Genomic DNA, 22,539 nt, shown 5'->3' with positions numbered 1-22,539 from the left:
CGCCCCTACCACCAGGGCATCGGTCTGGGGCACGATCGGCACCGCAGGCTCTGAAGGGGGGGCATGAGGCCACCGATCGTGTGCACGCTCATCGGGTGCACCCTTCTGTCAGCCCTGGCCCCTCGCAGGGTGATCCGCGGCCTCGGTATCCGCCCGCCGCGAGATTGAAGAGCGGGAGGCCGGTCACCGCCAGAGGTTGGTCCTGGCGAGGTCGAGGATTTCGGTTCCGCGCCCGTCGATCACCGCACGCGCGAGCCACATCCCGAAGCCTGCAGCCTGTTCAATGCCGATCTTGGGCGGCATCGCGAGTTCCTGGCGGGCGGAGACCACATCGAGCAGGGCTGGCCCGTCATGGGCGAGCATCTCGCGCATCGCGCCGGGCAGATCGGCCGGATCCTCGACGCGCCGGGCAAAGAGGCCCGCCCCCGCGACATCGCGGCGAAGTCGGGGTTTGTCAGCGCCACGCCGGTCTCGAGGAAGCCGGCTGCCTTCATCTCCATTTCGACGAAGCCGAGGGTGCCGTTGTTCAGCACCACGACCTTCACCGGCAGCTTGTGCTGGTTGAGGGTCAGCAGGTCGCCCATCAGCATGGCGAATCCGCCGTCGCCGGAAAATGATATGACCTGCCGCCCCGGATAGGCCGCCTGCGCGCCGATCGCCTGTGGCAGGGCGTTGGCCATGGAGCCATGGTTGAGAGACCCGATCAGCCGCCGCCTTCCGTTCATCGTGAGGTAGCGGGCCGCCCAGATCGTCGGCGTGCCGACGTCGAAGGTGAAGACCGCGTCCTCCGCAGCCACCTCGCTGAGCGTCCTGGCAACGTATTGTGGGTGGATCTTGCCGCCAGGCTTGCCGACCGCCAAGGCATCGAGGCCGTCGCGGGCCTTACGGTAATGGGCGAGGCTATCGTCGAGATGAGTTCGGTCGGTCTTTGATCGCAGCCTTGGCAGGAGTGCCGTGATCGTGGCCCCAACATCACCGATCAGGCCGAGATCGATCCGGCAATGGCGCCCGAGGCTCCTGGCCCGCAGATCGACCTGTGCGATCTTGGCCTTCTCCGGGTAGAACTGGCGGTAAGGGAAGCCCGTGCCGAGGAGCAAGAGGGTGTCGCACTCGAGCATCGCCCGGTAGCCCGAGGAGAACCCGATCAACCCGGTCATGCCGACATCGTAAGGATTGTCCCACTCGACATGCTCCTTACCGCCCAGTGCATGGACGACGGGCGCCTTCAGTGCCTCGGCGAGTTGCAGCAACTCCGCATGAGCCCCAGCGCATCCGCGCCCGCACAGCAGCGTCACCTTGTCGGACGTGTTGAGCATGCCGGCCAGGGCTTTCAGGTCGACATCACGGGGCCTCACGACGGCCTGGGGTGGCACCAGCGCGCCCGACAGAGCTGGTGCATCGTCGGGCATGGTCATGAGGCCGACATCGCCGGGGATGACGACGACCGCCACGCCTCGCTCGGCCACAGCCACGCGGATGGCGGTCTCGATCACGCCGGGCAATTGCGCCGGCGAGGAGACCAGTTCGCAATAGTGGCTGCACTCTTGGAACAGGTTCTGCGGGTGGGTCTCTTGGAAGTAGCCGCGTCCAATCTCGGCGGAGGGGATCTGGGCGGCGATGGCCAGCACGGGCACGCGGGAGCGGTGCGCGTCGAACAGGCCGTTGATGAGGTGCAGGTTGCCTGGTCCACAGGAGCCGGCGCAGACTGCCAGGTCACCGGTCAGGTGAGCTTCGGCACCCGCCGCGAAGGCGGCACTCTCCTCGTGACGAGTGTGAATCCAAGCGATCGAGCCATCCCGACGCAAGGCCTCCGTCAGCCCGTTGAGGCTATCGCCGACCACGCCGTAGATCCGCTTCACCCCGGCCTGGGCCAGGGCCTCGACGAACAGATCGGCGACCTTCGTCTTCATGGATGACCTATCCTTTGGCATGAGAGGGTCCGATCGGCGCCTCTCACAGATCGGGTCTCGCCCATCCGTGTTCGGATCGCCGCTCGCATCTTGGCCCACCTCCCCGGACTGAATCACGTATCTCGCAAACGGCGGACAAGTTCCGGTCGGCCGGCGCCGCAGGCACGCTGTGCTCCAAACAAGTCCAGAGACTGTTTGTCCGGGTATGGCTTCGGCTCGCAGCGTGGCTCGAAGATGCGGACCTCGACACCGTGATAAGCGAGCGCGCAGGCCGTCCTAAGGCCGATCGGCCCGCCACCGGCGATGACGCCGCCGCTGTCGAAGGGGTCGGCGTGATGATGAGGGCAGGGTGGGTTCTTCCCCCGCAGGCGCCCCATCCGGGATGACATCCCGCAAGATGCCTGAATAGGCTTCACGCCATCCGGTAACGCGTCTTCGACGTCGACGTCTCGGATAATCTGAAGGTGCAGCGCCCTGCCGTCTTCGCCTCGTAGAGTGCGCTGTCGGCGGCGGAATGCAGGGCCTCGCCATGGATGGCGCTCCCGTCAGTCAGCACGATGCCGATGCTGACGCCGATCTGCCCCTGATGCTCGCCGAGATCGAACGGCGACGAGAGAGAGGCGATCAATCGCTCCGCCATCGTGACGGCACCCGATCGATCGGTCCCGGTCTGGATGATGACGAATTCGTCGCCGCCGATCCTCGCGACTGTATCCTCAGTCCGAACCGCGGCGCGCAGGCGGTCGGCGACAGCGCGGAGGAGGCGATCACCGACCAAGTGACCGAAGGTATCGTTGATTGCCTTGAAGCGATCGAGGTCGAGGCAGTGGAGCGCGAAGCCAGTGCGGTTGCGCCTCGCGCGGGCAACCTCTCTCTCCAGGCTTTCCTGGAACTGCATACGGTTCGGCAAGCCCGTCAACGGATCGTGCCGAGCGAGGTGGGCCAACTGCGCTTCAGCCTCCTTGCGCTTGGAGATGTCACGCACAGAGGCGACGTAACCCGACGGCTCGCTGCAACCGTCGTTTCGATAGAGACCGAACGTCACCTCGACCCAGACCCAGTGGCCATCGCGGTGCCGATAGCGCTGCTGTGTCGTCGCGGTCTCGATCCGGCTGCAGGCGATCTGTCCGAGCAGAACGCCGAATGCGTCGGCGTCGTCGGGGTGTACGAAGTCGAGGGGACGGGTCCCGATCAGCGCCTGCGGCTCGTAGCCGAGGATCGCGCGGCATCCTGGGGACACGTAGCGCCGCGTTCCATCGAGGTCAGCGCGCACCACCATGTCGGTCGTGTTGTCGGCGAGCAGCCGGTAGCTCGCCTCGCGCTCTCGCAAGAGCCGTTCCGTCTTGTGAAGCCTCAACTGGCCGGTGACGATCCTGGCGAGGTTCTGCAGTTGCCCGCGCTGCCGGTCAGTGAACGCGCGCGGCACGCGATCCATCACGCACAGGCTGCCGACCTGTAGGCCTGGAGCCACTTCGAGCGGAGCGCCAGCGTAGAATCGGATGCCGTGCTCGGCCGTCACCAGAGAACTGTCGCAGAACCGTGGATCTCGTTGAGCATCCTCGACGACGAGGAGGTCACTCGACATGACGGTGTGGGTGCAGAACGACTCGCCTCGTGCGGTGCCCGTCAGATCGAGGCCGCACCGTGCTTTGAACCACTGGTCGGTTTCACCGACGAGGGACACCAGGGCTATCGGCGCTTGGAAGAGGTCGCGCGCCGTCTCGCAGAGCGCTGTGAACTGCTCCTCCGGCTCGCTATCGAGCAGATCAAGATCGTGAAGGGCGGCGAGGCGTGCGGCTTCGCGCGGATGCACAGGTACCATCGGGAATCCCGAACTCCAGGGACCGGCGCGCCGAGATTGACGTTGCGCCGCCGAGCGGCTCTGACGGTAATCGCAAGCGCTTACCGGAAGCCTAAGTACCTCGTTCAAAGTGATCAGTGCACCGTATCAATTGTACCGGATACTCGAAGCAAAGCCCTTCTTTCGCGGGCTATCCGGAGAACTCGTTTTTGTTTGAAGTGCGTGCTGGATCTGCTCGTTATTGCAGGCATTGCGCAATCGTCTGCCTCCTATCAAAGGCCTATCTTGATTTGTCATCTTAAGAATAGGTCAAATTTCTGGCATCGCCGCAGTGGTCAGGCCGAATTGCACGCTCGAAGAATTAGAACTGCTTTTTATCCACTGGGATTATGGCAAATATACTGATCGTAATTCAGAATATTTCTATGACATACACGCTTTTTTAAAAACATAGCTTAATTACCAGTATAAATTGGATCCGATGCTTGCGTCATTTAGGATAGATTGCGTTTTTGATCTGTGCGCCCCGCCCCGTGCCCCTCATCATGAGCCGTTCGTTAACGGCCACATTTGCGCAGAGTGCGCAGTGTTGTTGACGAGATGCGCAATTTGCGCGAAATGGGAAAGAGAAACGCGGACTGCGAGCGGACGATCAACAAGATCTGCTCAAAACGCGCAGGGAGGACATCGCGATGCAAGTGCCGATCAAACGGACGATAGACCGCGTTCCGGGGGGCATGATGGTGGTGCCCCTGCTGGCGGGCGCGCTCATCGCGACTTTCTTCCCGGGCACGCCGAAGTTCTTCGGGTCCTTCACCGGGGCCCTGTTCTCGGGCGCACTGACGATCCTGGCCGTCTTCTATGTGTGCATGGGGGCGAGCATCGATTTCAGGGCTACGCCGTACATCGTGAAGAAGGGTGGCACGCTGCTGATCGTGAAGATCGGGATCGCGCTGATCCTGGGCCTGATCTTCGGACACGTGCTCGGTGAGGCGCCGGTCGCGGCGGGCATGTTCGCCGGTCTGTCGACCTTGGCCGTGATCGCCAGCATGAACGACACGAACGGCGGCCTGTACATGGCGCTGATGGGTCAGTACGGGCGGCCGCGCGATGTCGGCGCCTATACCATCATGTCGTTGGAAAGCGGCCCGTTCCTGACCATGGTGACGCTGGGCGTCGCCGGCCTCTCGGCCTTTCCCTGGCAGACCCTGGTGGGCGCAATCCTGCCGCTCCTCGTCGGCATGATCATCGGGAACCTCGACCGGGAGATGCGGGCGTTCCTGAGCCGGGCGATCCCGGTCATGATTCCCTTCTTCGCCTTCGCCCTCGGCGCGGGCCTCGATCTCACCAAGGTCTGGCAGGCGGGTCTGCTGGGGCTTGCGATGGGTGTCGCCGTGGTGGTGCTGACGGGCATTCCCCTGTTCCTGGCCGATCGTCTCACCGGCGGAAACGGCGTCGCGGGTGTCGCCGCTGCATCGACGGCCGGGAACGCGGCGGCCGTCCCCGCCATCGTCGCCGCCGCGAACCCGGCCTATGCCGATGCCGCCGGCCCCGCGACGATCCTGGTGGCGGCCTGTGTCGTCGTCACGGCCATCCTGGTCCCGGTCGCCACGGCCTGGACGGCGAAGGTCGTCGGCGCGCGCGAAGACGAGCCGGAGGAGCCCTTGGCCGACGCGGTTCAGGCGGAGCGCGCCTGAGATGGACGCGCGCTGGCTCATCCTCGCCGACGATCTGACCGGGGCCGCCGATTGCGCGATCGCGTTTCGTCGGCGTGGACGTGCCGCCGCGGTGATCTGGGGCGAGACGGCGTGGGACGAGGAGATGTCGATCCTGTCCTACGACGCCGACAGCCGTGGGCTGTCCGAGGAGGATGCCGCGCAGCGCCACGCGGCGCTGCTGGTGCGGTTCCACGGCGCCGGGCGCCGCCTGTTCAAGAAGATCGATTCGACCCTGCGAGGTCAGCCCGCCGCCGAAATCGCGGCGACCTTGGCCCCGTATCGGGCCATTCACGGCCGAGCCTTCGGCATTCTGGCGCCGGCCTTCCCCGCCACCGGCCGGACCACCTTGGGGGGCCGGGTGCGCGTGGCCGGTCGTCCGCTCGAAGACACCGAGGTCTGGCGGCGCGACCATCGCTACGAGAGTGCGGAGCTAAGCGCGGTCCTCGCCACGGCGGGGCTCGTGTCGCGGACGCTGACCCTGGAGACCATTCGCGGCGACGGGCTGGCCGAGGCTCTGGCGGACGTCGCTGCCATCCCCGACGGGATCGCGATCTGCGATGCCGAATCCGACGAGGACCTGCACCGGATCGCGCAGGCGGGGCTGGCGATGACGGTCCCTCCCTTCTTCGTCGGCAGTGCCGGGCTGGCGCATGCCCTCGCCGCCTGCATGCCGGCGCGGGTGCTGGATCCGGTCCGCATGGGGCTGGACGGGCGCGGCGCGCTCTTCGTCGTCGGCTCCATGGCCGAGATGTCCCGCGCGGCGGCCCGGCGGCTGGTGGAAGACGATACCGTGATGCACCTGCCCGTCACGCCGGAGACCCTGCTGGCGGACGCGAACGCGCGGACGGCCCTCGCGGCCCGCGTCGGAGAGCGCCTCTCCGCGGGGGGAGACGTCCTGGTGGAGATCGTTCTCGACGGCGAGCCTGACATGAGCCTCGGGCCCCGACTCGCCCATGCTCTGGCCGACGCGCTGAGCAGCGAAGCCACGCGGATCGGCGCCCTCGCTGCCACGGGGGGCGAGACCGCCGCTGCCCTGCTGACGCGCCTTGGGATTGGGGGCATCCATCTCGCCGACGAGATCGAGCCCGGCGTGTCCCTGGGGCTCACTCTGGGGCAGCTCTCGATCCCCATCGCGACCAAGGCGGGCGCTTTCGGCGATGCCGACAGCCTCGTCCGCATCCGTAACCGTCTGCGCACGGCGCGAACCGAAGGAAGTGTGACATGACCCGTCCGACCATCGCGATCACCATGGGAGATCCGGCCGGCATCGGACCGGAAATCATCATGAAGGCGCTGTCGCATCCCGAGGTGCACGACCTCTGCCAGCCCCTCGTGATCGGCGATGCCGCGCGCCTTCGGCGGGCGGGAGACATCGTCGGGGCCGGGATCGCGGTCGACTCCCTTGCCGATGCAGGCGAGGCAAGGTTCGGCACGGGCGCCGTCCAGTGCGTGGACCTGAAATGCGTGCCCGACGATCTGCCCTTCGGGCGCGTGTCGCCGGTCGCGGGCGAGACCGCCTACCGGTGCATCGCCACGGCTGTGAAGGTCGTGCAGGCGGGCCACGCACAGGGCATCTGCACAGCTCCCCTGTCGAAGGAGGCGCTTCACGCCGCAGGCCACAAGTTCCCCGGTCATACCGAGATGCTCGCACACCTCACCGGCACGCCGGAGGTCTCGATGATGCTGGTCTCGCCCAAACTGCGCGTGATCCACGTCACGACCCATATCGGCCTGATCGATGCGATCGCGCGGATCGAGCCCGGTCTCGTCGAGCGGGTTATCGCGCGCGGGCACGCCGTCCTGGTGAAGGCCGGGATCGCCAACCCGAAGATCGGCGTCTGCGCCATCAATCCCCATGCCGGGGAAAACGGCCTGTTCGGTCATGGCGAGGAAGCGGAGAAGATCACCCCCGCGGTGGAGGCCTGCATCGCCAAGGGCTGGGACGTCCGGGGGCCGCTTCCGGCCGACACCCTATTCTTCCTGGCGGGCCGTGGCGATTACGACATGGTGGTGGCCATGTACCACGATCAGGGTCATGGCCCGATCAAGGTGCTTGGCCTGGAAGCCGGAGTGAACATCACCGTCGGCCTGCCGGTGATCCGCACCTCGGTCGATCACGGAACCGCCTTCGACATCGCCGGTACGGGCGTGGCGGACGAGCGGAGCCTGATCGAGGCGCTGCGACAGGCGGTGGATCTGGCGCCGAAATCGCTGGCGGCCTGACGCCTTCCCCGGCATGAGTCCGCGATCCGATGGAGGGGGGCCGGGGGATGCGGGGGACGGAACGCCGGGCGCGGCTGCTGGCGGCACTCGAACTCGGTGAGATCGACGTAGACGATCTCGCCCGGCGGTTCGGCGTCTCGGCCTCGACGGTCCGGCGGGATCTTCAGCATCTCTCGGACACCAAGGCCGTGCGCCGGACCTATGGCGGCGCGATCCTCGCCGGAGGGTCGCCCGAGACCACCCTGGACCAGAGGCTCGCGATCGACGGCGCCGAGAAGCAGGCCATCGCGCGGGCCGCCCTCTCCCTCATCGAGGATGGCGAAACGCTTATCCTGGATGCCGGTTCGACCGTGACGGCCTTCGGCCGCCTCCTGGTGAATCGCCGGTTGCGCATCATCACGAACAACCTCGCGCTGCTCCCCTGTCTGGCACGCGCACCGGAGATCGACCTCATCGTCCTCGGCGGCGGCTTGCGGGCGACGAGCATGAGCACCGTTGGGCCCCTGGCCGTCGAGGCGCTGCGAAGGCTGACGGCCGACCGCATGGTGACGAGCGCGGACGGCGTCGTCGCAGGCCGCGGCCTGTGCGAGGCCAGCCTGGATCAGGTTGCCCTCAAGTCAGCGATGATGGCGCAGGCCCAGGACACGATCGTCCTCGCCACCGCCAGCAAGCTCGGCCGTGCAGAACAGATGTCCTGGGCTCCGCTTCCTCCCCGGTGGACATTGGTGACGGACGCGGGCGTCTCTCGGGATCAACGGCAGGCCCTCATCGACGTCGGCGCGCATATCGTGACGGCCGAGGCGTAAGCCCCGCCCGGCCGGAAAGGCCGGACGCGCCCCCGCGAGCGTTCCAATCGGATGGGGAGGTACGGCCTCTGCAGCAGTCGATGAAGACTCAGGCGGGGTCATCCTTCAATAGTCTTGGCGAGAGGCAGGGCCCCAATGAGCCCGGCTCCCGAAATCAGCGGCTTCGGCGCCGGGGTCAGGCAGGCTGCACGGATGCGGCAAGGCGCTCGCGCCTGCGCGTGCGGCGTCCCGGCTCGGAGGTCGCGTCGAGCCAGACGACCAGAGCGAGGGCCACCAGCGCTGGCGCGCCGAGCGCCAGGAACGAACCGGTCCAGCCGAGTGCGGACTGCGCCAAGCCGCCATACCAAGCCGAGAGCGCGCCGCCGATGCCCTGCACGGCGTTGACGGTTCCGAGCGCCGTCTGAGTGCGGCCCGAGCCCCAGGTGAGATCCGCCACCACCACGGGCACGGCGACCCCGACGATGCCCGAGGCAACGCCGTCGAGGATTTCGGCCGAGATGAGCCAAATCGGGTCGTCGATGAAGGCCGACAGGGCCGCCCGCACGGGCAGCACAGCCAGGGCGACCAGCAAAAGCTTGCGGCGCCCGCGCTTGTCGGCAAGCGAGCCTGCGAACAGGGCCACCGGGATCATGACCAACTGCGCGACCATGACGTATCGGGCCGTCCAGGCCGTCGCGTCCGCTCCGGCCGCCACGAGCTTCTGCCCCAGCAGGGTCAGCATGCCGCCGTTGCCGAGGTTGAACAGTGCGAGCGCAACCGCCAGCACCATCAGCTTGCGGTTCGAGAGCACGCTGCGGGTGGTCGCCCGTTCCGGCTTGTCGTCCGGATCGTCCTCCTTCCAGCCGACCGCGCGGCGCCCGTTGTAGCAGTGACCGGGTGTCGTCACGCTGGCCACGATGGCCAGCACGGCCATGGCACCCAGCACCCAGAAGGCCACGGCGGGTCCGAACTGGAGGGTGCCGAAGCTGATGAGGCCCGCCGCGATGAGGATACCGAGGTGGTTATAGGCCTGGTTGCGGCCCTGCTGCTTCGGGAAGCGGTCCTTGCCGACGATGCCGAGCGTCAACTCGGTGACCGCCGGCAGGAGGAGTACGCCGCCGGCCGCCGCGAGCATCTGGGCGGCGAACACCGCCGGGAAGGATTTGGCGGGCATGATCAGCAGCGTCCCGGCCAGGATGGCGGCGCAGGCGGCTGCGATGAGGAGACGGGGTCGCGCGATTTTGTCGACGAGGGCCCCGGCGGGTCCACTCAGGCATAGCGCGCCGACGCCCACCAGCGTCGTGACGAACCCGACCCGCGCCGGCGACCATCCTCCCGTCTCGGCGAGCCAGGTTCCCAGGAAGGGGCCGAGCCCGCCCTGGATGTCGCCGGTGAACACGTTGATGAGCGCAAGGTGGGTTGTGGCGAGCATGCTCTCAGGCCGATGCGCCGCAGCCCCAGAGGAAGGACATGGCGGCTGCGCGATGAACGCGAAAAGAGGTCACCAGAGACGTTCGAGGGACGTGAACCGTTCCGCCTCGATCACGCCCTGCAGGGTCGCAGATGAAAATCGGCCGGCATCTGGCCTGAACGAGACCAATAGACGAGGCATTGCAAGGTGCATACTTCCACGGAATGCTTTATCAGACGAATTGCTTCTTCAAGCTTTCTTCAAAGTGGAGACGCAGCTCGGAAAGAATCGATTTAACCTTCCCCGTCGGCGCCGCCCTCGCAGAGGCTGCGTCGATCGCCCAAGCTCATGGGCCGGGCTTCAGTTCCACAACTTATAGATGAAATGATGGTTGTATAAAATGCAGCCGAATTTATTGCGATGATGGCCTGCGGTTTCGATCATTCTATTGAGGCCGAAGAGATGAGTGCCGGAGCAGTCACCTCCTTCTAGCCTCATTTATCGCCGCAAAGGCCCAGAAAGCGTCTCATGCTGATCCGACTGATCGACTCGGTGTATTCTCGCTTCGTGGCCTCGCTGGCCTGCGGGCACGCGGTCCGCGCGCTCACCCTGATGACGGCGCAGGATCGCCTGCCTCATCGCAGCGATGTCCGCATCCGGTAGGCTCGGCGACCTCGATTCAATGGTCTGCCGCGGCGATCTAGGGAACTCTCAGGCCGCCCGAGCGAGATCACCCTCGATGGTTGCCAAGGCCCGCTCCAAAGCGGCGAAGCAAGTCGGGTCGAATGCCGTTTCGAGGTCGGCCCGCATGATGCCGAGGGCCTTATCCAGAGGCATCGCCGCTCGATAAGGCCGGTCGGCGGTCAGCGCATCGAACACGTCGGCCACCGAGACGATGCGGGTCTCGCGCGCAATCGCGTCGCCTTCCAGCCCCCGTGGGTAACCCTTGCCGTCCAAACGTTCATGATGATCCCCGCCGATGCGGGCCATCTCGCGGAAGGCGGCAACACGGGCCAGGATGGTCTCGGACAGCGAAGCGTGATTGCGCATGTCGCGCCATTCCGCATCGTCCAGCTTGCCGTTCTTGTCGAGGATCGCGTTCGAAACCCCAAGTTTGCCCACGTCGTGCAAAAGAGCGGCCCGCTTCAACCACCGCCGACGCTCCGGCGTGTAGCCGAGCTCAGCCGCGATCATGTCGGCATAGACCGCGACCCGCTCGGAATGACCGGAGGTGAAGGGGCTCTTGGCATCGATGATTTGAGCAAAGGCTCGGGCGATATCGTCGAGGTAATCTTCATCAACGACGATGGGACTTGCGGGCGCCAGAGCCAACACAGCTGCTTCGACATCTGCTGAAGCGAGCATCTGCCAGAAGGCGGGATCGGCGGCGACGGCCTCGAAACAGGCGACGATGTGCGGGTCGAACCAAGTGCCGGATCGCGCTTTCACCTCCGCTATCGCGGCAACGGGGCCCGCAGCGGTGTGAAACACATCGACGACCTGGGCGAGAAGGGCGACCCGCGCATAGAGCGGGATCGCGGGGCCGGCGAGCCGATCCGGTCGACCCGTACCGTTCCAGTGCTCGTCCAACGCATGGATCGCTTGGCAGACGCTGGCGGGAAATCGAAGCTGTCGAGCGATCTCAGCCCCGCGCTGGCAGCGGGTTTGGATGAGGTCGTCGACGATCGTGCCGCCGTTCTGCAAGATGTTGAGCACGGCGCGAAACCGCTCGGCCAAACCGGCCTTGAGCCCGGTGTGCGAGAAGACGAAGCCGAGCACCTGGGGCAGGCTGTCGCTCACCGTCTTGAAGTCTCGCTTGAAGCTGAGATCGTCGGAGAGGTAAAGCTCACAGATCCGGGCCGCGTTACTGGAGCAACCCAGATCCTTCAGCATGACGGTGTGGTAGAGTTCCCAGAGCTGTGCTTCCGGAAGCCCTAACTGCCGGCCGATATGGGCACCGATCCAAGTGGCACGGACGCAATGGCCGGCTGGTTGTCCTTCGGTCAGATCAAGGGCGTGGCTCAGCGCACCAAGGATCTCCGACAGCTGCACCGTGCCGGCTCCAGCCTCGTCACTTGCCACGACATGCATCTTCTACGCTCGGTCAACAGTCCTGTAGCCCAGACAACTATCGCTAGAAGCTGATCAAAGCGTTGATATTTTTCCTGAGCCGGATGCTGATCGGTTCGGAGAGAGCCTGATCTCTGATCTCTCACCTCCCAAAAGCGGACGGTTGCAAAACCACCCATTGGAAACGCTCGGGTGAGGTAAGGCGCCAGATGGGCGAAAGCAGCCGGTGCTTGCGCGTTCGAGTTGGGGGTGGATCGGGGCGCTGCTCCTTCGCTTACGCTCCTGGCTGTCCGTCACCGATGGGGCTTTCAAGCAAAAGGTAGATTTGGCTACCCAGTTCCTCTATCGCTCATCTATGCGATGGGCTAAGATGCTTGCCGTGACAAAAATAACAAGTGATACTTGCCCGCCAGGTTTCGATAGCCACGAGCCGCGCCGCCTTGCTGCTCTCCGTGCCTATGGCATCCTCGATACGCCGCCAGAGCCCGAATTCGATGATATCGCGCAAATGGCCGCGCAGGCCTGCGATGCACCGATGGCCCATATCAACTTCATCGATGCAGACCGCCAGTGGATCAAAGCGGCGGTGGGGCACACGGCTCGCGAGATGCCTCTCGGCTTCGGGTTCTGTACTCAAACCTTAGCTGAGGATGGTATTCTCGTCTTACCGAACCTCAAGCAGGAGCCGGAACTCGCATCCAATCCCTTGGTCACCGGCGAGCCGCACCTGCGCTTCTACGCTGGTGTGCCGCTGATCACACCGGATGGTTGGGCGATCGGCACGTTGTGCGTGCTCGACCGCGAGCCCCGCACCTTGACGGAACAACAGGAATTTATCCTGAAGGCCCTCGCACGGACCGTGATGGCGCAGCTGGAGAGCCGCCGCTCCGCGGCTGCCTTGCGAGCGCGCGAGGCCGAACTGCGGCTGGTGGCGGATGCGATGCCGGTCCTGATCGGCTTCATCGACCGCAGCCTCACCTATCGCTTCGCCAACGCCGCCTACCGGACCTGGACCGGCCGGGGGCCCGAGGAGGTCGTCGGCCGCACCATTGCGGAGGTGCTCAGCACAGGCGAGTCGAAGGCTCGGCTTCCGCAGATCGAACGGGCGCTTGCGGCCGAGGAGGTGCGGTTCGAGTTGGATTGGGCCTGCCCGGACGGACAGGTCCGCGTCGCCGATATCCGTTACATGCCGCGCTTCGCGGCCGATGGCGCGGTCGATGGCTTCTATGTTTTCGTACACGACGTCAGCGACCGTAAGCGGGTCGAGACCCTGCTCCAGAGCCGGGCGAGTCGTCTCGAGGCGCAGGTTGCCTCTCAAGCGCGAGATCGCGACCGGATCTGGACCCTGTCGCCGGTGCTGAAGGTCGTCGCTGCGCTCGACGGACACATTGAGGGTGTGAACCCGTCCTGGACCCGTGCGCTGGGTTGGTCGGAGGCGGAGACGATGGGACGGAAAATTCCGGACTTCGTCTCTGCCGATGAACGAGAGGCATTCATCACAGCGCTGAGCCGCCTTGCCTTGGCGGTGCCCGTCGAGGACACCGAGGTTTCATTCGTCACGCGCGACGGCGGCCTCAGACGCGTCCTATGGACGTTCGTCCCTGAAGATGGCGTGCTCTATGGCTTCGGCCGCGACATTACCGAGCAGCGTCAGGCCGAGGATGCGCTTCGCCAGTCGCAGAAGCTAGAGGCCATCGGCCAACTCACCGGCGGGGTGGCTCATGACTTCAACAACCTGTTGACGATCATTCGCTCCTCTGTCGAGTTCTTGCGCCGCCCCGACTTAACCGAGGATCGCAGGCGCCGCTATTTGAACGCGGTTTCTGATACGGTGGACAGGGCAGCCAAGCTGACCAGCCAATTGCTGGCCTTCGCGCGTCGGCAGACTCTCAAGCCCGAGGTGTTCGAGGTCTCGGAACGTCTTCGGGCCATCGCGGACATGCTCGATTCGGTGACCGGTGCTCGCATCCGGGTCATCACCGACTTACCCGGTGAGCACTGCTACGTACGGGCGGATGCGAGCCAATTCGAGACTGCGCTCGTCAACATCGCAGTCAACGCCCGGGACGCGATGGATGGCGAAGGGAAGCTCACTCTGCACCTCGACGCCGGAACGTCCATGCCCCCCATCCGTGGGCATGCCAGCGCCTCCGGCTCCTTCGTGGCCGTATCGATCACGGACACCGGCACGGGGATCGCACAAGCCGATCTCGCCCGCATCTTCGAGCCGTTCTTTACGACAAAGGAGGTCGGCAAGGGCACGGGGCTCGGCCTGAGCCAAGTCATTGGCTTTGCCAAACAGTCGGGCGGGGACGTCGATGTGCGCAGCTCTCTTGGTCGCGGCACGACCTTCATCCTCTACCTGCCGCAGGTCGCTCCCCCGGGAGCCGTTGGACTCATTGCGGTCGAACGGATGGAAGTGACCGCCGGTGAGGCCAGCTTGCGCATTCTGGTGGTGGAGGACAATCTCGAGGTCGGGCGCTTCTGCACACAGATCCTGGAGGACCTTGGTCACAGCCCCGTCTGGACTCAGAATGCCGAAGCGGCGCTTGCCGCGGTCGAGGAGTCGGCGTCCGACTTTGATGCGGTCTTCTCAGACGTGGTGATGCCGGGCATGGGAGGCATCGAACTCGCCAGGAAGCTCAGAGCCAATTATCCGCACCTGCCGGTGGTTCTGACCTCCGGCTACAGCCATGTGCTGGCCCAAGACGATGCGCACGGCTTCGAAGTCGTGCGCAAGCCCTACTCGGCTGATGAGCTCGCCCGTGTCCTCCGCCGGGCGGTGAAGAACGGTCACCCTCGCTGAAGGCATGGTCATACCCCGCCGGCATCCCTAGCTTCGCTACCTGCTTGGTACCGATTTCGATGCCCGCTTAACCGGCCAACTGCTCCCATCTGCGGAAAGATGGAAAAAGATCTACGAACTGTACTGCGGGCAGCGCTCTACCATAAAGGTAGCCTTGACCTTGTCGGCAGCCCATCTCGAGCAGCTGGGCCTCCTGATCGCTAGTCTCGATACCCTCCGCGATGATGTCGAGGCCCGTGTCGTTCCCGATCTGGATGATGGCGCGTACAACGGCCGCGTCGTGCCGTTCGGACATCAAATCGCGCACGAAGCTTCGGTCGATCTTGAGGCGTGTCAGCGGGAACCGCTTCAGCGAGCTCAACGAGGCGTAGCCCGTACCGAAATCATCGAACGCGATGCCGATCCCCTGGCGATGAAGGTCGCGGAACTGGTCGATGACGGCGTCTTCGACGCTCAACACGATGGTCTCGGTGATCTCGAGTTCCAGCGCGGTAGGGGGCAACCGATGCCGCCGGAGGGCGGCGGTCACGTCCGACGCCAGAGTCCCCGATCTCACCTGGGCCGCGAACAGATTCACGCCTATCCTCATCGTCGGATAGCTCAGGTCTCGCCAGGCAGCGGCTTGTCGGCATGCCTCTTCGATGACCCAGCGCCCCACATCGAGGGCCAGGGGATGATCTTCGAGATGGGGTAGGAAAGCGCCCGGCAGGAGCAAGCCATGCCGGGGATGCCGCCATCGCAACAGCGCCTCCGCCCCCACAATGCACTTGGTGTCGAGAGCGACCTGCGGTTGGTAATGCAGCACGAATTCGCCCCCTCGGGCCGCCTCGTGCAACTCGGCCCTCATGGCCAGCCGAGTCAGCAGCGCGCTCCGCATTGCGGGTTCGAAGGAACGGAAACGGCGTTTGCCCTCCTGCTTCGCACGAAACATGGCCAGATCCGCATTGCCGATGAGCTCTTCCGCGGACAGGCCCTGTGCCGGACCGATGGCCCCGCCCATGCTGATCCCAAGATGGAAGGTGTGGCATCCGACCCGAAGCGGGATGCTGAAGGCGTCAAGCAGCGACGTCGCGCTCGTGACGAGCATCGTGGGGTCGCACGCACCCGGCAGCATGACCGCAAATTCGTCGCCACCGAACCTCGCGAGGATCGCATCCTGCCCGAGCCAAGTCGGCAATCGTACGGCCAGGGTCTGGAGAACCGCATCGCCGGTGCTGTGCCCCCAACTGTCGTTCACCTCCTTGAAGCCATCGAGGTCGAGCATGAGGATGCCGATAGCGCCTCCGGCGGCAAGCCTTGCACCAAGGGCTTCCTCGAAAGAGGCGCGGTTCGGCAACCCGGTCAGGACATCGTGATGGGCCAGTTTCACGAGCTGCTCGTCGCGTGCCCGCCATTCGGAAATGTCGCGTAGGATCGCTCCGAAGCCGAGGCCTGAATGGTCCCGCCACATCGAGAGCGTGAACTCGGCGGGAAACTCGCTGGCATCGCGGCGCCGCGCCATGACCTCGACCGTACGACCGACAAGCCGCGACGGCTCGTTGCGCACCATCCGCGCCAATCCCGCCTCGTGGCTGGCGCGGAAACGCTCCGGTACGATCAGATCGATGTTCGACCCCATCAACTCGCCGAGGCTGTAGCCGAAGAGGATCGCGGCTGCCTCGTTCGCGAAGGTGATCTTGCCCTTATCGTCAGTGGTGATGAAGGCGTAGGTCGCGGCCTGAGCGAGGCCGTAGGCCCCTGAAACAGCCGTGTCCTGGCGATCCGGAGTGACTCCGTGAGTCGGCTGGCAACTTGCCGTGATGGTCGTCATCGGGCTTCACGACAGGGCGGCATCCGCCCATCGCGGATGAAGTACCGGTGAAGTATGTTAGAAAATGGACTTTAACTCATCCTTTCGAGTGCATGATAATCAAGTTTGATGAACGGCAGAGATTCATTCTTTTCAGTGCGCATATTTGCTGCGCTGCAGTATCAGAGATTCCCGTAAACACCTATCAAGCGGGTGGTGGTGCATACAGCATGGGACAATCATTCGTGCTTTGTGGATTTGACCTGACCCACGACCCCGCTCGAATGACAGCTTAAGCCATTGTGGCGGAGGCAGAAATATTTGGGATGACAGTATTAGGATCGGCGTCGATCCACGTCCTGGTTTGGCCTGTGGTGTCGTTGTTGCTCGGGCGCCAACCCGAACTCTCTCAAAGCAGCGTGCCAAGAAATATTTGCTAAAGTACTCGCAGTCGCGGGTTGAGGCCCGTTAGAATCCTGCCCACGAATTGAGGGATGAGATCAGACGCGTCAGCAAGCCCAGCGCAGTTCCTCAGCTTCATCGCATATTTCAACACCTTTGGTGTCGAACCGCGCGATGAAACGGTCGCGATCCCAGAGTTCGACGCTGCGGCTATCCACCATCCACCTTGCAGTGGAGATGGCTTCGCGGTCATCAGCCGAACGTATGATCTCGGCGCCGTCGATGAGCGCATCCGAGTTTATCCAGATCACACGGTAGAGTGGCCTTGCGTGAGGCCGATTGGCAACGTGCGTGTCCCCCATGGCTGCAGGCTCCTTCGCTGACGGAAGCACTACGCGAACACAACTCACTCACCCAGTTATGCAACCACAGCACGAAACTGAGGTATGTTTCAACCGTTGAACATCACTTATGTTAAATCTGATTTGTATTCATTCACTCAGGCGCATCCCGGTGCTCCCCAGCAGAGAATGTCCGTGGGCCACGCATGACGGCGCGGCGCATACTGATTGATCCTCGCATGCCTACACGGACACGATGCGCTGGTGATTTTGCGGACAAGTCCAGGATTTCTATAGTCTGAAAGCGGTCAGGTGATTGCGATAGCCAGTATGAATCATGCCGGCCGGAGCCGCTTAGGCGAATAAAACACACGATCATCTAGTCTTACGCGCACCGCTATCGGCTAATCGGCTACGCATGCAGCCCGCTCGCACGTAGCCGTCGCTGATCATATGCCCCAAGCGTTGCCGCCGCCCCTAGCTCAGGCCACGCTCCGCAAGGCATCCTGATTGGCCCCATGCAGAGCCGGCACGGTATCACCATGGGCACGGGCAAGATAAGCGCTGGCGGCTCCCGCTCAGTTCGTCAGGGCGTGCTTGTGGGCCGTAGGGCTTACGCATCGTCCCCTATGGTGCGGGGCATGAACGAAACCATTCTCTTCCCACGGTAAAGTCTACGCTGATTGCGCGTCCCGCATGTTGAGTGCCATCGTGGCTGCTGTCTCGATCATGCAGAAATCCAGGCGCAGGAGTATCAAGCCTGTGTGGTCGGTGACATCCATGCGCCACTCGTTGCTGCGATCAATTCGTGCGGGGTCCGCCAAGAGTGTGCGTCCCGTACGCCGAATGGCCTCCAGTCGTGCTTCTGCAAAGGTGGCGAGTTCGCTCTCTTCTTTGTCGATCAGGCCAGTACCGTCGAATACATTGAAGTGAAAGCGGGGCATTTGAATGACGACTTGATCAGGCAGATGTTATTCTGCCTCTACATGCACAATCAAATCACGCATGAGGCCAATTCTGCATTCAAATAGGTTGGTTTTTGGCGCCGATCAGACGCGGGTCATACTAAAGTCGGATGTATTTTGGCAGAGCGGATGTAAATCGATCATGCAGTCTCAAGATCTTCGATAGTGAACTAAATCAATTCATGCCGCTTCAAGCTACATTCTAAGTTGAGTGTCGCGACGACAACAGCAATATGAGCAACAACCTCGGACTCTCTAATATGTGTAAAGACAGTACGGGCTACGGCGGGCATGCCCCGATGATCTGTCATCCAAGCTCAACCGATATGGTTCCAGCCGGGGGCTTTGCACTCCTGCTCGTCGGTCTGATGTCCCGACATCGCGCGCTCTCGATGGGGGCTGATGCACTTTGAAACGGAGGCACGTACCGGCTCTCTGACGATCCGCAACGGAGCAATCATGTCTGGCCCACGGCTGCATGACCCTGCGGCAACGTCTCGGCAGAAGGGATATGCAGACGGCCCACCGTGGCGGCGACATCGTGCAGGCTGGTGCTGCCTTTGCGCAGCACACTCTCGGCACCGGAGAGTTGCCGCCGCTCGTCGGCCGACATGTCCCGGGCGCTGAGCACCACCACGGGCACGTCCACGCAGCCCGGCATGGCGCGGAACTCGCGGAGGAAGGTAAAACCGTCCATCACCGGCATCGTCAGGTCGAGGAGCACGAGCCCGGGGCGGCCCTCCCGCACGCGCGCCAGGGCTTCTTCGCCGTCACCGGCTTCCCGGACGCCAAACCCGTGCTTGCCGAGTGTTGTCCGGAGCCGTTGGCGCATCTCGGCATCGTCATCCACGATAAGCACGTCGCCCGATGCGTCGATCCGGTCCAGCACACCCCGCAAACGGGCCCAGTCAACGGGTTTCGGGATCGAGGCCGACGCCCCGAGCGTGGCACCGAGCGCCGCATCAGCGACGAAGCTGACCATGATGACGGGAATCTCTTGTGTCGCAGGATCGGCCTTCAGCAGGCCGAGAACGGCCCAGCCATCCATCTCCGGCATCATCACATCGAGCAGGACCGCCATGGGACGGAGCCGACGCGCGAGGTCGAGTCCCGATTGTCCGTCCGGCGCGGCCTGAGCCTCGAAACCCTGACGGGTCAGAAAGCGCACCATCAAGTCGCGCTGGCTCACCTCGTCATCGATCACGAGGACCAGTCGCGCCGTCCCGTCAGCCGGAGCGGCGGTGTCCGGTTCGATCTCGGAAACCGCCTCCTTCGAGTCCGGCAGCGTCGCCGGCACCGCCAGGGTGAAGACCGTCCCTGCGCCGACCGCGCTCTTCACGCCGACGTCGCCGCCCATGAGTTGCGCGAATGCCTTCGTCAGAGCGAGACCAAGTCCGGTGCCGCCGTACTTGCGGGTTGTTGTCTCGTCGGCCTGAACGAAGCGCTGGAACAGTCCAGCCATCTGTTCGCCCGTCATGCCGATGCCGGTATCGGCCACGGCGAAGACGAGGCTGTCTCCGGCCGAGGATTGTTCACGCGTCACCTTCAGCGTGATGGTGCCATCCTGCGTGAACTTGGCGGCGTTACTCAGGAGGTTGAACAGGCACTGACGCAGCTTGACCGCGTCCGTGCGGGCCTGACCCAGGTTCGGCCCCAATTCCAGGACGAGGCGGTTGCCCTTCTTGGCCATCAGCGAATCGACGGTCGCCGCTGCGTCCCGCATGAACGCCTCCACGGCGAAGTCTTCGGGGTAGACATCCATCTTGTCGGCCTCGACTTTCGACAGGTCGAGGACGTCATTGATCAGGCCGAGCAGATGCTGGGCATTCGAGCGGATCTTGCCGAGGTCGGCCGTGAACGTGTCTTGTCCGAGATCCTCGGCCTCCTCCTGCAGCATCTCGGCATAGCCGATGACCGCCGAGAGGGGCGTGCGCAGTTCGTGGCTCATATTGGCGAGGAAGCGGCTCTTCGCGCGGTTGGCGTCTTCGGCTGCGTCACGGGCGTCGCGCAAGGCCAACTCGTATTGGTGGCGAGCGGTGACATCGACATGGACGCCGACCCATTCACGGATCGGGCCGTCGCGATCCCGGACCGGGACGGCCCGCACGGAGTAATGCCGCCATCCGCCGTCTGGCGCGCGCAGGCGATGCTCCACCGCGAAATGGCCCCCCGCCTGGACCGCCTCCGTCCAGGCTCGCACCGTCCCCGGTGCGTCGTCGGGGTGGAGGACGGTCGACCAGCCGCCGCCGCGATACTCGGCGAAGGTCTGGCCGGTGATCTGTTCCCATCCTGGCTGTTCGTCGATGAAGTCGCCCGCCGGGTCCGCCGTCCACATGACGCCGTCGACCGCCTTCACCGCCGCGCGGAACCGTTCCTCGCTGCCGTGCAGGCGCCTCTGCGTCCGTCTCTGGTCGAGCGAGCCGGCCATCATGGCGAGGAACAGGATGGCGAAGGTGATGCCGGCAACCGCGAGGGCGAGGTTCTGCTGGTCGGCGCCCAGGGCGGTCGCGTGAGCCTCATGGGCCCCGTTTGCCTCGGCGGTGAATGTCGCCGCGGCCATGCCCGTGTAGTGCATCCCCGCCACGGCGAGGCCCATGACACAGGCCGCGGCCAGCTTCTCCCAGGGCCGATTGCGGCGGAACGTCAGCCAGAGGGCGGCGGTGGCCGCTGTGACGGCGATGGCGACCGACACGATGACGATACGGTGATCGTAAGCCAAATTTCCGGGCACCCGCATCGCGGCCATGCCGGTGTAGTGCATGCCCGCGACGCCGAAGCCCATGAGGGGGCCCGCCACCAGCAACGAGCGCCGATCGGTCCCCCGCAGGGCGACCCAGGCGAAAGCGCCTCCGGTCGACGCGATGGCGATCGCCAGGGAGAGGGCCGTGAGCCCGAGGTCGTAGGCCGCCGGCAATCCCATTTCGAAAGCGAGCATGCCGACGAAGTGCATCGCCCAGATGCCGCCCCCCATGGCGAGCGCCGCGCCCGTGCCCCAGGCCCAGGACGGTCCGGAATCCGGCCTGCGCAAACGGGCGCCGAGGTCGAGGGCGGCATAAGAGGCGAACACCGCAATGACGACGGACAGCGCGACGAGGCCCGGATTGTAGCCGGTATGAACCATAGGAAGCCGTGAAATACGCATGATCCAGCGTCGGGCGGCGCTGGCGACTTGTGCATCTAGGTCCGAAATCTCGTGCGTTCAGACCGGGCGCGGCATCATTCCCATCACGATCCTGGACATTGCGTCACAGTGAAGGTCGGGCGGCTCGCTTCCAGTGAGAGGGCCGGGGTTCGGATCACGAGCCGGAGATGCGGCACACGGTGATCCATCGGAATCGGCGATGGCAATCAGGTCGGCAGCCTGAGCCCTTTCCTGATCCGGGCGCGCGACGCTGGCCCGAGGATCCTGTCTTTCGGCGATTGAAGCGCGATGCCCCGGTGGACGTGACCGGCGATGGTCATGTCCACCGGGGCATCGCGAAATGGGGCCCTTCAGGCGCGCGTGAGCTTTGATACGACGGCAACCAGCTGTTCCGGATTGAACGGCTTCGTGATCCAGCCGGTCGCACCTGCGGCCTTGGCCTCTTTCTTGATGGAATCATCCGATTCCGTGCTCAGGAAAAGGATCGGGACACCCGTCAGACTGGGCAGATTTCTCAGGTTCTTGATCATGTCGAGACCGTTCATCACCGGCATGTTCAGGTCGGTGATGACGAGGTTGAGTGTATTGGCCTTGGCCTTGGCGACTCCTTCCGCCCCGTCGCCCGCTTCGATCACGGTGTAACCGGCCGGGCCGAGGGTGACCTTGATCATCTGCCGGATGCTTGGGGAGTCATCAACAGCGAGCACGGTTGCCATAATCATCAACTCCGAAATGTAGGGAAATCCGGTTCAGGTCGTCGCTCAGGCAGCTGCTAGGCAGTCATGCGTCTCCAGGCCGGCCCGAACGAAAGCATTGCGCACCACGTCGGACGGATGAACGAGCGTGACGCGTCTCATCTGGCCCTTGGCTGTGCTGCTTGCTGCCGCCAGCAACTGCACGAGGGCCATGTCGCTCGCTCCACCTCGGCGCAGTCCACGTGCAGATCCCGCTGCGCCTTAAGGGCAGCCTCGATCTCGCGATGAATCGTGCGGATCGAACGGATGGTGCAGTCTCCGGACAATTTGATCATCAGAGCGTCTGACATGAGGGGCTGGACATTTCGAATTGGCACCCGGGCTGGGTGTTCTCGGACTAGGAAAGCCGCATCCGGTAAAACTTCCTTGAATCGAGCTGCACTATAGAGATTCATGCGCTAACGCTTCGGCAAGCCAAAAG

The 22,539-nt window shown here is 64.2% G+C and carries 16 protein-coding genes and 1 pseudogene; 6 read left to right on the top strand and 11 right to left on the bottom strand.

Annotated elements, in window-relative coordinates:
- Positions 1 to 183 precede the first annotated feature (183 nt).
- Positions 184 to 1,910, bottom strand: a pseudogene (gene poxB, locus ACFQE0_RS05400) (ubiquinone-dependent pyruvate dehydrogenase).
- Between the two features lie 412 nt (positions 1,911 to 2,322).
- Positions 2,323 to 3,732, bottom strand: coding sequence for a diguanylate cyclase domain-containing protein (locus tag ACFQE0_RS05395; RefSeq protein ID WP_378967803.1), 1,410 nt, complete (start codon positions 3,730 to 3,732; stop codon positions 2,323 to 2,325).
- A gap of 671 nt (positions 3,733 to 4,403) precedes the next feature.
- On the opposite strand from ACFQE0_RS05395, the gene ACFQE0_RS05390 reads away from it, so the two are divergent.
- Genes ACFQE0_RS05390 through ACFQE0_RS05375 form a run of 4 tightly spaced genes read left to right on the top strand, consistent with a single transcriptional unit; the run spans position 4,404 to position 8,458 of the window.
- Positions 4,404 to 5,408: a 2-keto-3-deoxygluconate permease gene (locus ACFQE0_RS05390; protein ID WP_378967800.1), complete on the top strand. Its 1,005-nt coding sequence runs from the start codon at positions 4,404 to 4,406 to the stop codon at positions 5,406 to 5,408.
- 1 nt (position 5,409) lies between these two features.
- Positions 5,410 to 6,654, top strand: coding sequence for a four-carbon acid sugar kinase family protein (locus ACFQE0_RS05385; RefSeq protein WP_378967798.1), 1,245 nt, complete (start codon positions 5,410 to 5,412; stop codon positions 6,652 to 6,654).
- Positions 6,651 to 7,652: a 4-hydroxythreonine-4-phosphate dehydrogenase PdxA gene (gene pdxA, locus ACFQE0_RS05380; protein ID WP_378967796.1), complete on the top strand. Its 1,002-nt coding sequence runs from the start codon at positions 6,651 to 6,653 to the stop codon at positions 7,650 to 7,652. Before ACFQE0_RS05385 ends, pdxA begins: the two co-directional genes overlap by 4 nt.
- A gap of 47 nt (positions 7,653 to 7,699) precedes the next feature.
- Positions 7,700 to 8,458: a DeoR/GlpR family DNA-binding transcription regulator gene (locus ACFQE0_RS05375; RefSeq protein ID WP_378967794.1), complete on the top strand. Its 759-nt coding sequence runs from the start codon at positions 7,700 to 7,702 to the stop codon at positions 8,456 to 8,458.
- A gap of 175 nt (positions 8,459 to 8,633) precedes the next feature.
- On the opposite strand, the gene ACFQE0_RS05370 is transcribed toward ACFQE0_RS05375, so the two are convergent.
- The gene (locus ACFQE0_RS05370; RefSeq protein WP_378967791.1) at positions 8,634 to 9,869 is read right to left on the bottom strand and encodes an MFS transporter; all 1,236 of its coding nucleotides are present in this window, start codon (positions 9,867 to 9,869) and stop codon (positions 8,634 to 8,636) included.
- Between the two features lie 507 nt (positions 9,870 to 10,376).
- On the opposite strand from ACFQE0_RS05370, the gene ACFQE0_RS05365 reads away from it, so the two are divergent.
- Positions 10,377 to 10,511, top strand: a complete 135-nt coding sequence (locus ACFQE0_RS05365; protein WP_378967789.1) for a hypothetical protein — start codon at positions 10,377 to 10,379, stop codon at positions 10,509 to 10,511.
- A gap of 48 nt (positions 10,512 to 10,559) precedes the next feature.
- Here the strand turns inward: ACFQE0_RS05365 and ACFQE0_RS05360 are convergent, their stop codons facing one another.
- Positions 10,560 to 11,939 carry an HD-GYP domain-containing protein gene (locus ACFQE0_RS05360; protein ID WP_378967786.1) on the bottom strand — a complete coding sequence of 460 codons (1,380 nt, stop codon included), beginning with the start codon at positions 11,937 to 11,939 and terminating at the stop codon, positions 10,560 to 10,562.
- Positions 11,940 to 12,288: 349 nt separating this feature from the next.
- Between ACFQE0_RS05360 and ACFQE0_RS05355 the strand changes: the two genes are divergently transcribed.
- Entirely contained in the window at positions 12,289 to 14,724 is a 2,436-nt protein-coding gene (locus tag ACFQE0_RS05355) for a PAS domain-containing protein (RefSeq protein ID WP_378967784.1), read from the top strand.
- A gap of 67 nt (positions 14,725 to 14,791) precedes the next feature.
- Here the strand turns inward: ACFQE0_RS05355 and ACFQE0_RS05350 are convergent, their stop codons facing one another.
- From ACFQE0_RS05350 to ACFQE0_RS05320, 7 genes are all read right to left on the bottom strand, one after another.
- Complete coding sequence (locus tag ACFQE0_RS05350) at positions 14,792 to 16,534, bottom strand: putative bifunctional diguanylate cyclase/phosphodiesterase (RefSeq protein WP_378967782.1); 1,743 nt, start codon at positions 16,532 to 16,534, stop codon at positions 14,792 to 14,794.
- Positions 16,535 to 17,022: 488 nt separating this feature from the next.
- Positions 17,023 to 17,277 carry a hypothetical protein gene (locus ACFQE0_RS05345; RefSeq protein ID WP_378967780.1) on the bottom strand — a complete coding sequence of 85 codons (255 nt, stop codon included), beginning with the start codon at positions 17,275 to 17,277 and terminating at the stop codon, positions 17,023 to 17,025.
- A gap of 653 nt (positions 17,278 to 17,930) precedes the next feature.
- Positions 17,931 to 18,200 (bottom strand): DUF6894 family protein, encoded by a 270-nt coding sequence (locus ACFQE0_RS05340; RefSeq protein ID WP_378967778.1) that lies wholly within the window; start codon positions 18,198 to 18,200, stop codon positions 17,931 to 17,933.
- 478 nt (positions 18,201 to 18,678) lie between these two features.
- Complete coding sequence (locus tag ACFQE0_RS05335) at positions 18,679 to 21,342, bottom strand: MHYT domain-containing protein (RefSeq protein WP_417568584.1); 2,664 nt, start codon at positions 21,340 to 21,342, stop codon at positions 18,679 to 18,681.
- 371 nt (positions 21,343 to 21,713) lie between these two features.
- Positions 21,714 to 22,079 carry a response regulator gene (locus ACFQE0_RS05330; protein WP_378967774.1) on the bottom strand — a complete coding sequence of 122 codons (366 nt, stop codon included), beginning with the start codon at positions 22,077 to 22,079 and terminating at the stop codon, positions 21,714 to 21,716.
- Between the two features lie 45 nt (positions 22,080 to 22,124).
- Positions 22,125 to 22,271: a hypothetical protein gene (locus ACFQE0_RS05325; RefSeq protein WP_378975733.1), complete on the bottom strand. Its 147-nt coding sequence runs from the start codon at positions 22,269 to 22,271 to the stop codon at positions 22,125 to 22,127.
- Complete coding sequence (locus tag ACFQE0_RS05320) at positions 22,217 to 22,393, bottom strand: STAS domain-containing protein (protein WP_378967771.1); 177 nt, start codon at positions 22,391 to 22,393, stop codon at positions 22,217 to 22,219. Before ACFQE0_RS05320 ends, ACFQE0_RS05325 begins: the two co-directional genes overlap by 55 nt.
- Between the last annotated feature and the right edge of the window lie 146 nt (positions 22,394 to 22,539).

Origin of the sequence: Methylobacterium komagatae, assembly GCF_042661665.1 — a bacterium.
GTDB classification, from domain to species: domain Bacteria; phylum Pseudomonadota; class Alphaproteobacteria; order Rhizobiales; family Beijerinckiaceae; genus Methylobacterium; species Methylobacterium komagatae.
The sequence above is the reverse complement of the archived record's forward strand: the minus strand, read 5'-3'. Positions and strand labels throughout refer to the sequence as shown.

What these genes read in the sequence shown, in the direction of transcription:
- ACFQE0_RS05395 (WP_378967803.1), bottom strand. Translation starts at nt 3,732, where the DNA reads ATGGTACCTGTGCATCCGCGCGAAGCCGCACGCCTCGCCGCCCTTCAC.
- ACFQE0_RS05390 (WP_378967800.1), top strand. Translation starts at nt 4,404, where the DNA reads ATGCAAGTGCCGATCAAACGGACGATAGACCGCGTTCCGGGGGGCATG.
- ACFQE0_RS05385 (WP_378967798.1), top strand. Translation starts at nt 5,410, where the DNA reads ATGGACGCGCGCTGGCTCATCCTCGCCGACGATCTGACCGGGGCCGCC.
- pdxA (WP_378967796.1), top strand. Translation starts at nt 6,651, where the DNA reads ATGACCCGTCCGACCATCGCGATCACCATGGGAGATCCGGCCGGCATC.
- ACFQE0_RS05375 (WP_378967794.1), top strand. Translation starts at nt 7,700, where the DNA reads ATGCGGGGGACGGAACGCCGGGCGCGGCTGCTGGCGGCACTCGAACTC.
- ACFQE0_RS05370 (WP_378967791.1), bottom strand. Translation starts at nt 9,869, where the DNA reads ATGCTCGCCACAACCCACCTTGCGCTCATCAACGTGTTCACCGGCGAC.
- ACFQE0_RS05365 (WP_378967789.1), top strand. Translation starts at nt 10,377, where the DNA reads ATGCTGATCCGACTGATCGACTCGGTGTATTCTCGCTTCGTGGCCTCG.
- ACFQE0_RS05360 (WP_378967786.1), bottom strand. Translation starts at nt 11,939, where the DNA reads ATGCATGTCGTGGCAAGTGACGAGGCTGGAGCCGGCACGGTGCAGCTG.
- ACFQE0_RS05355 (WP_378967784.1), top strand. Translation starts at nt 12,289, where the DNA reads ATGCTTGCCGTGACAAAAATAACAAGTGATACTTGCCCGCCAGGTTTC.
- ACFQE0_RS05350 (WP_378967782.1), bottom strand. Translation starts at nt 16,534, where the DNA reads ATGACGACCATCACGGCAAGTTGCCAGCCGACTCACGGAGTCACTCCG.
- ACFQE0_RS05345 (WP_378967780.1), bottom strand. Translation starts at nt 17,277, where the DNA reads ATGGGGGACACGCACGTTGCCAATCGGCCTCACGCAAGGCCACTCTAC.
- ACFQE0_RS05340 (WP_378967778.1), bottom strand. Translation starts at nt 18,200, where the DNA reads ATGCCCCGCTTTCACTTCAATGTATTCGACGGTACTGGCCTGATCGAC.
- ACFQE0_RS05335 (WP_417568584.1), bottom strand. Translation starts at nt 21,342, where the DNA reads ATGGTTCATACCGGCTACAATCCGGGCCTCGTCGCGCTGTCCGTCGTC.
- ACFQE0_RS05330 (WP_378967774.1), bottom strand. Translation starts at nt 22,079, where the DNA reads ATGGCAACCGTGCTCGCTGTTGATGACTCCCCAAGCATCCGGCAGATG.
- ACFQE0_RS05325 (WP_378975733.1), bottom strand. Translation starts at nt 22,271, where the DNA reads ATGGCCCTCGTGCAGTTGCTGGCGGCAGCAAGCAGCACAGCCAAGGGC.
- ACFQE0_RS05320 (WP_378967771.1), bottom strand. Translation starts at nt 22,393, where the DNA reads ATGATCAAATTGTCCGGAGACTGCACCATCCGTTCGATCCGCACGATT.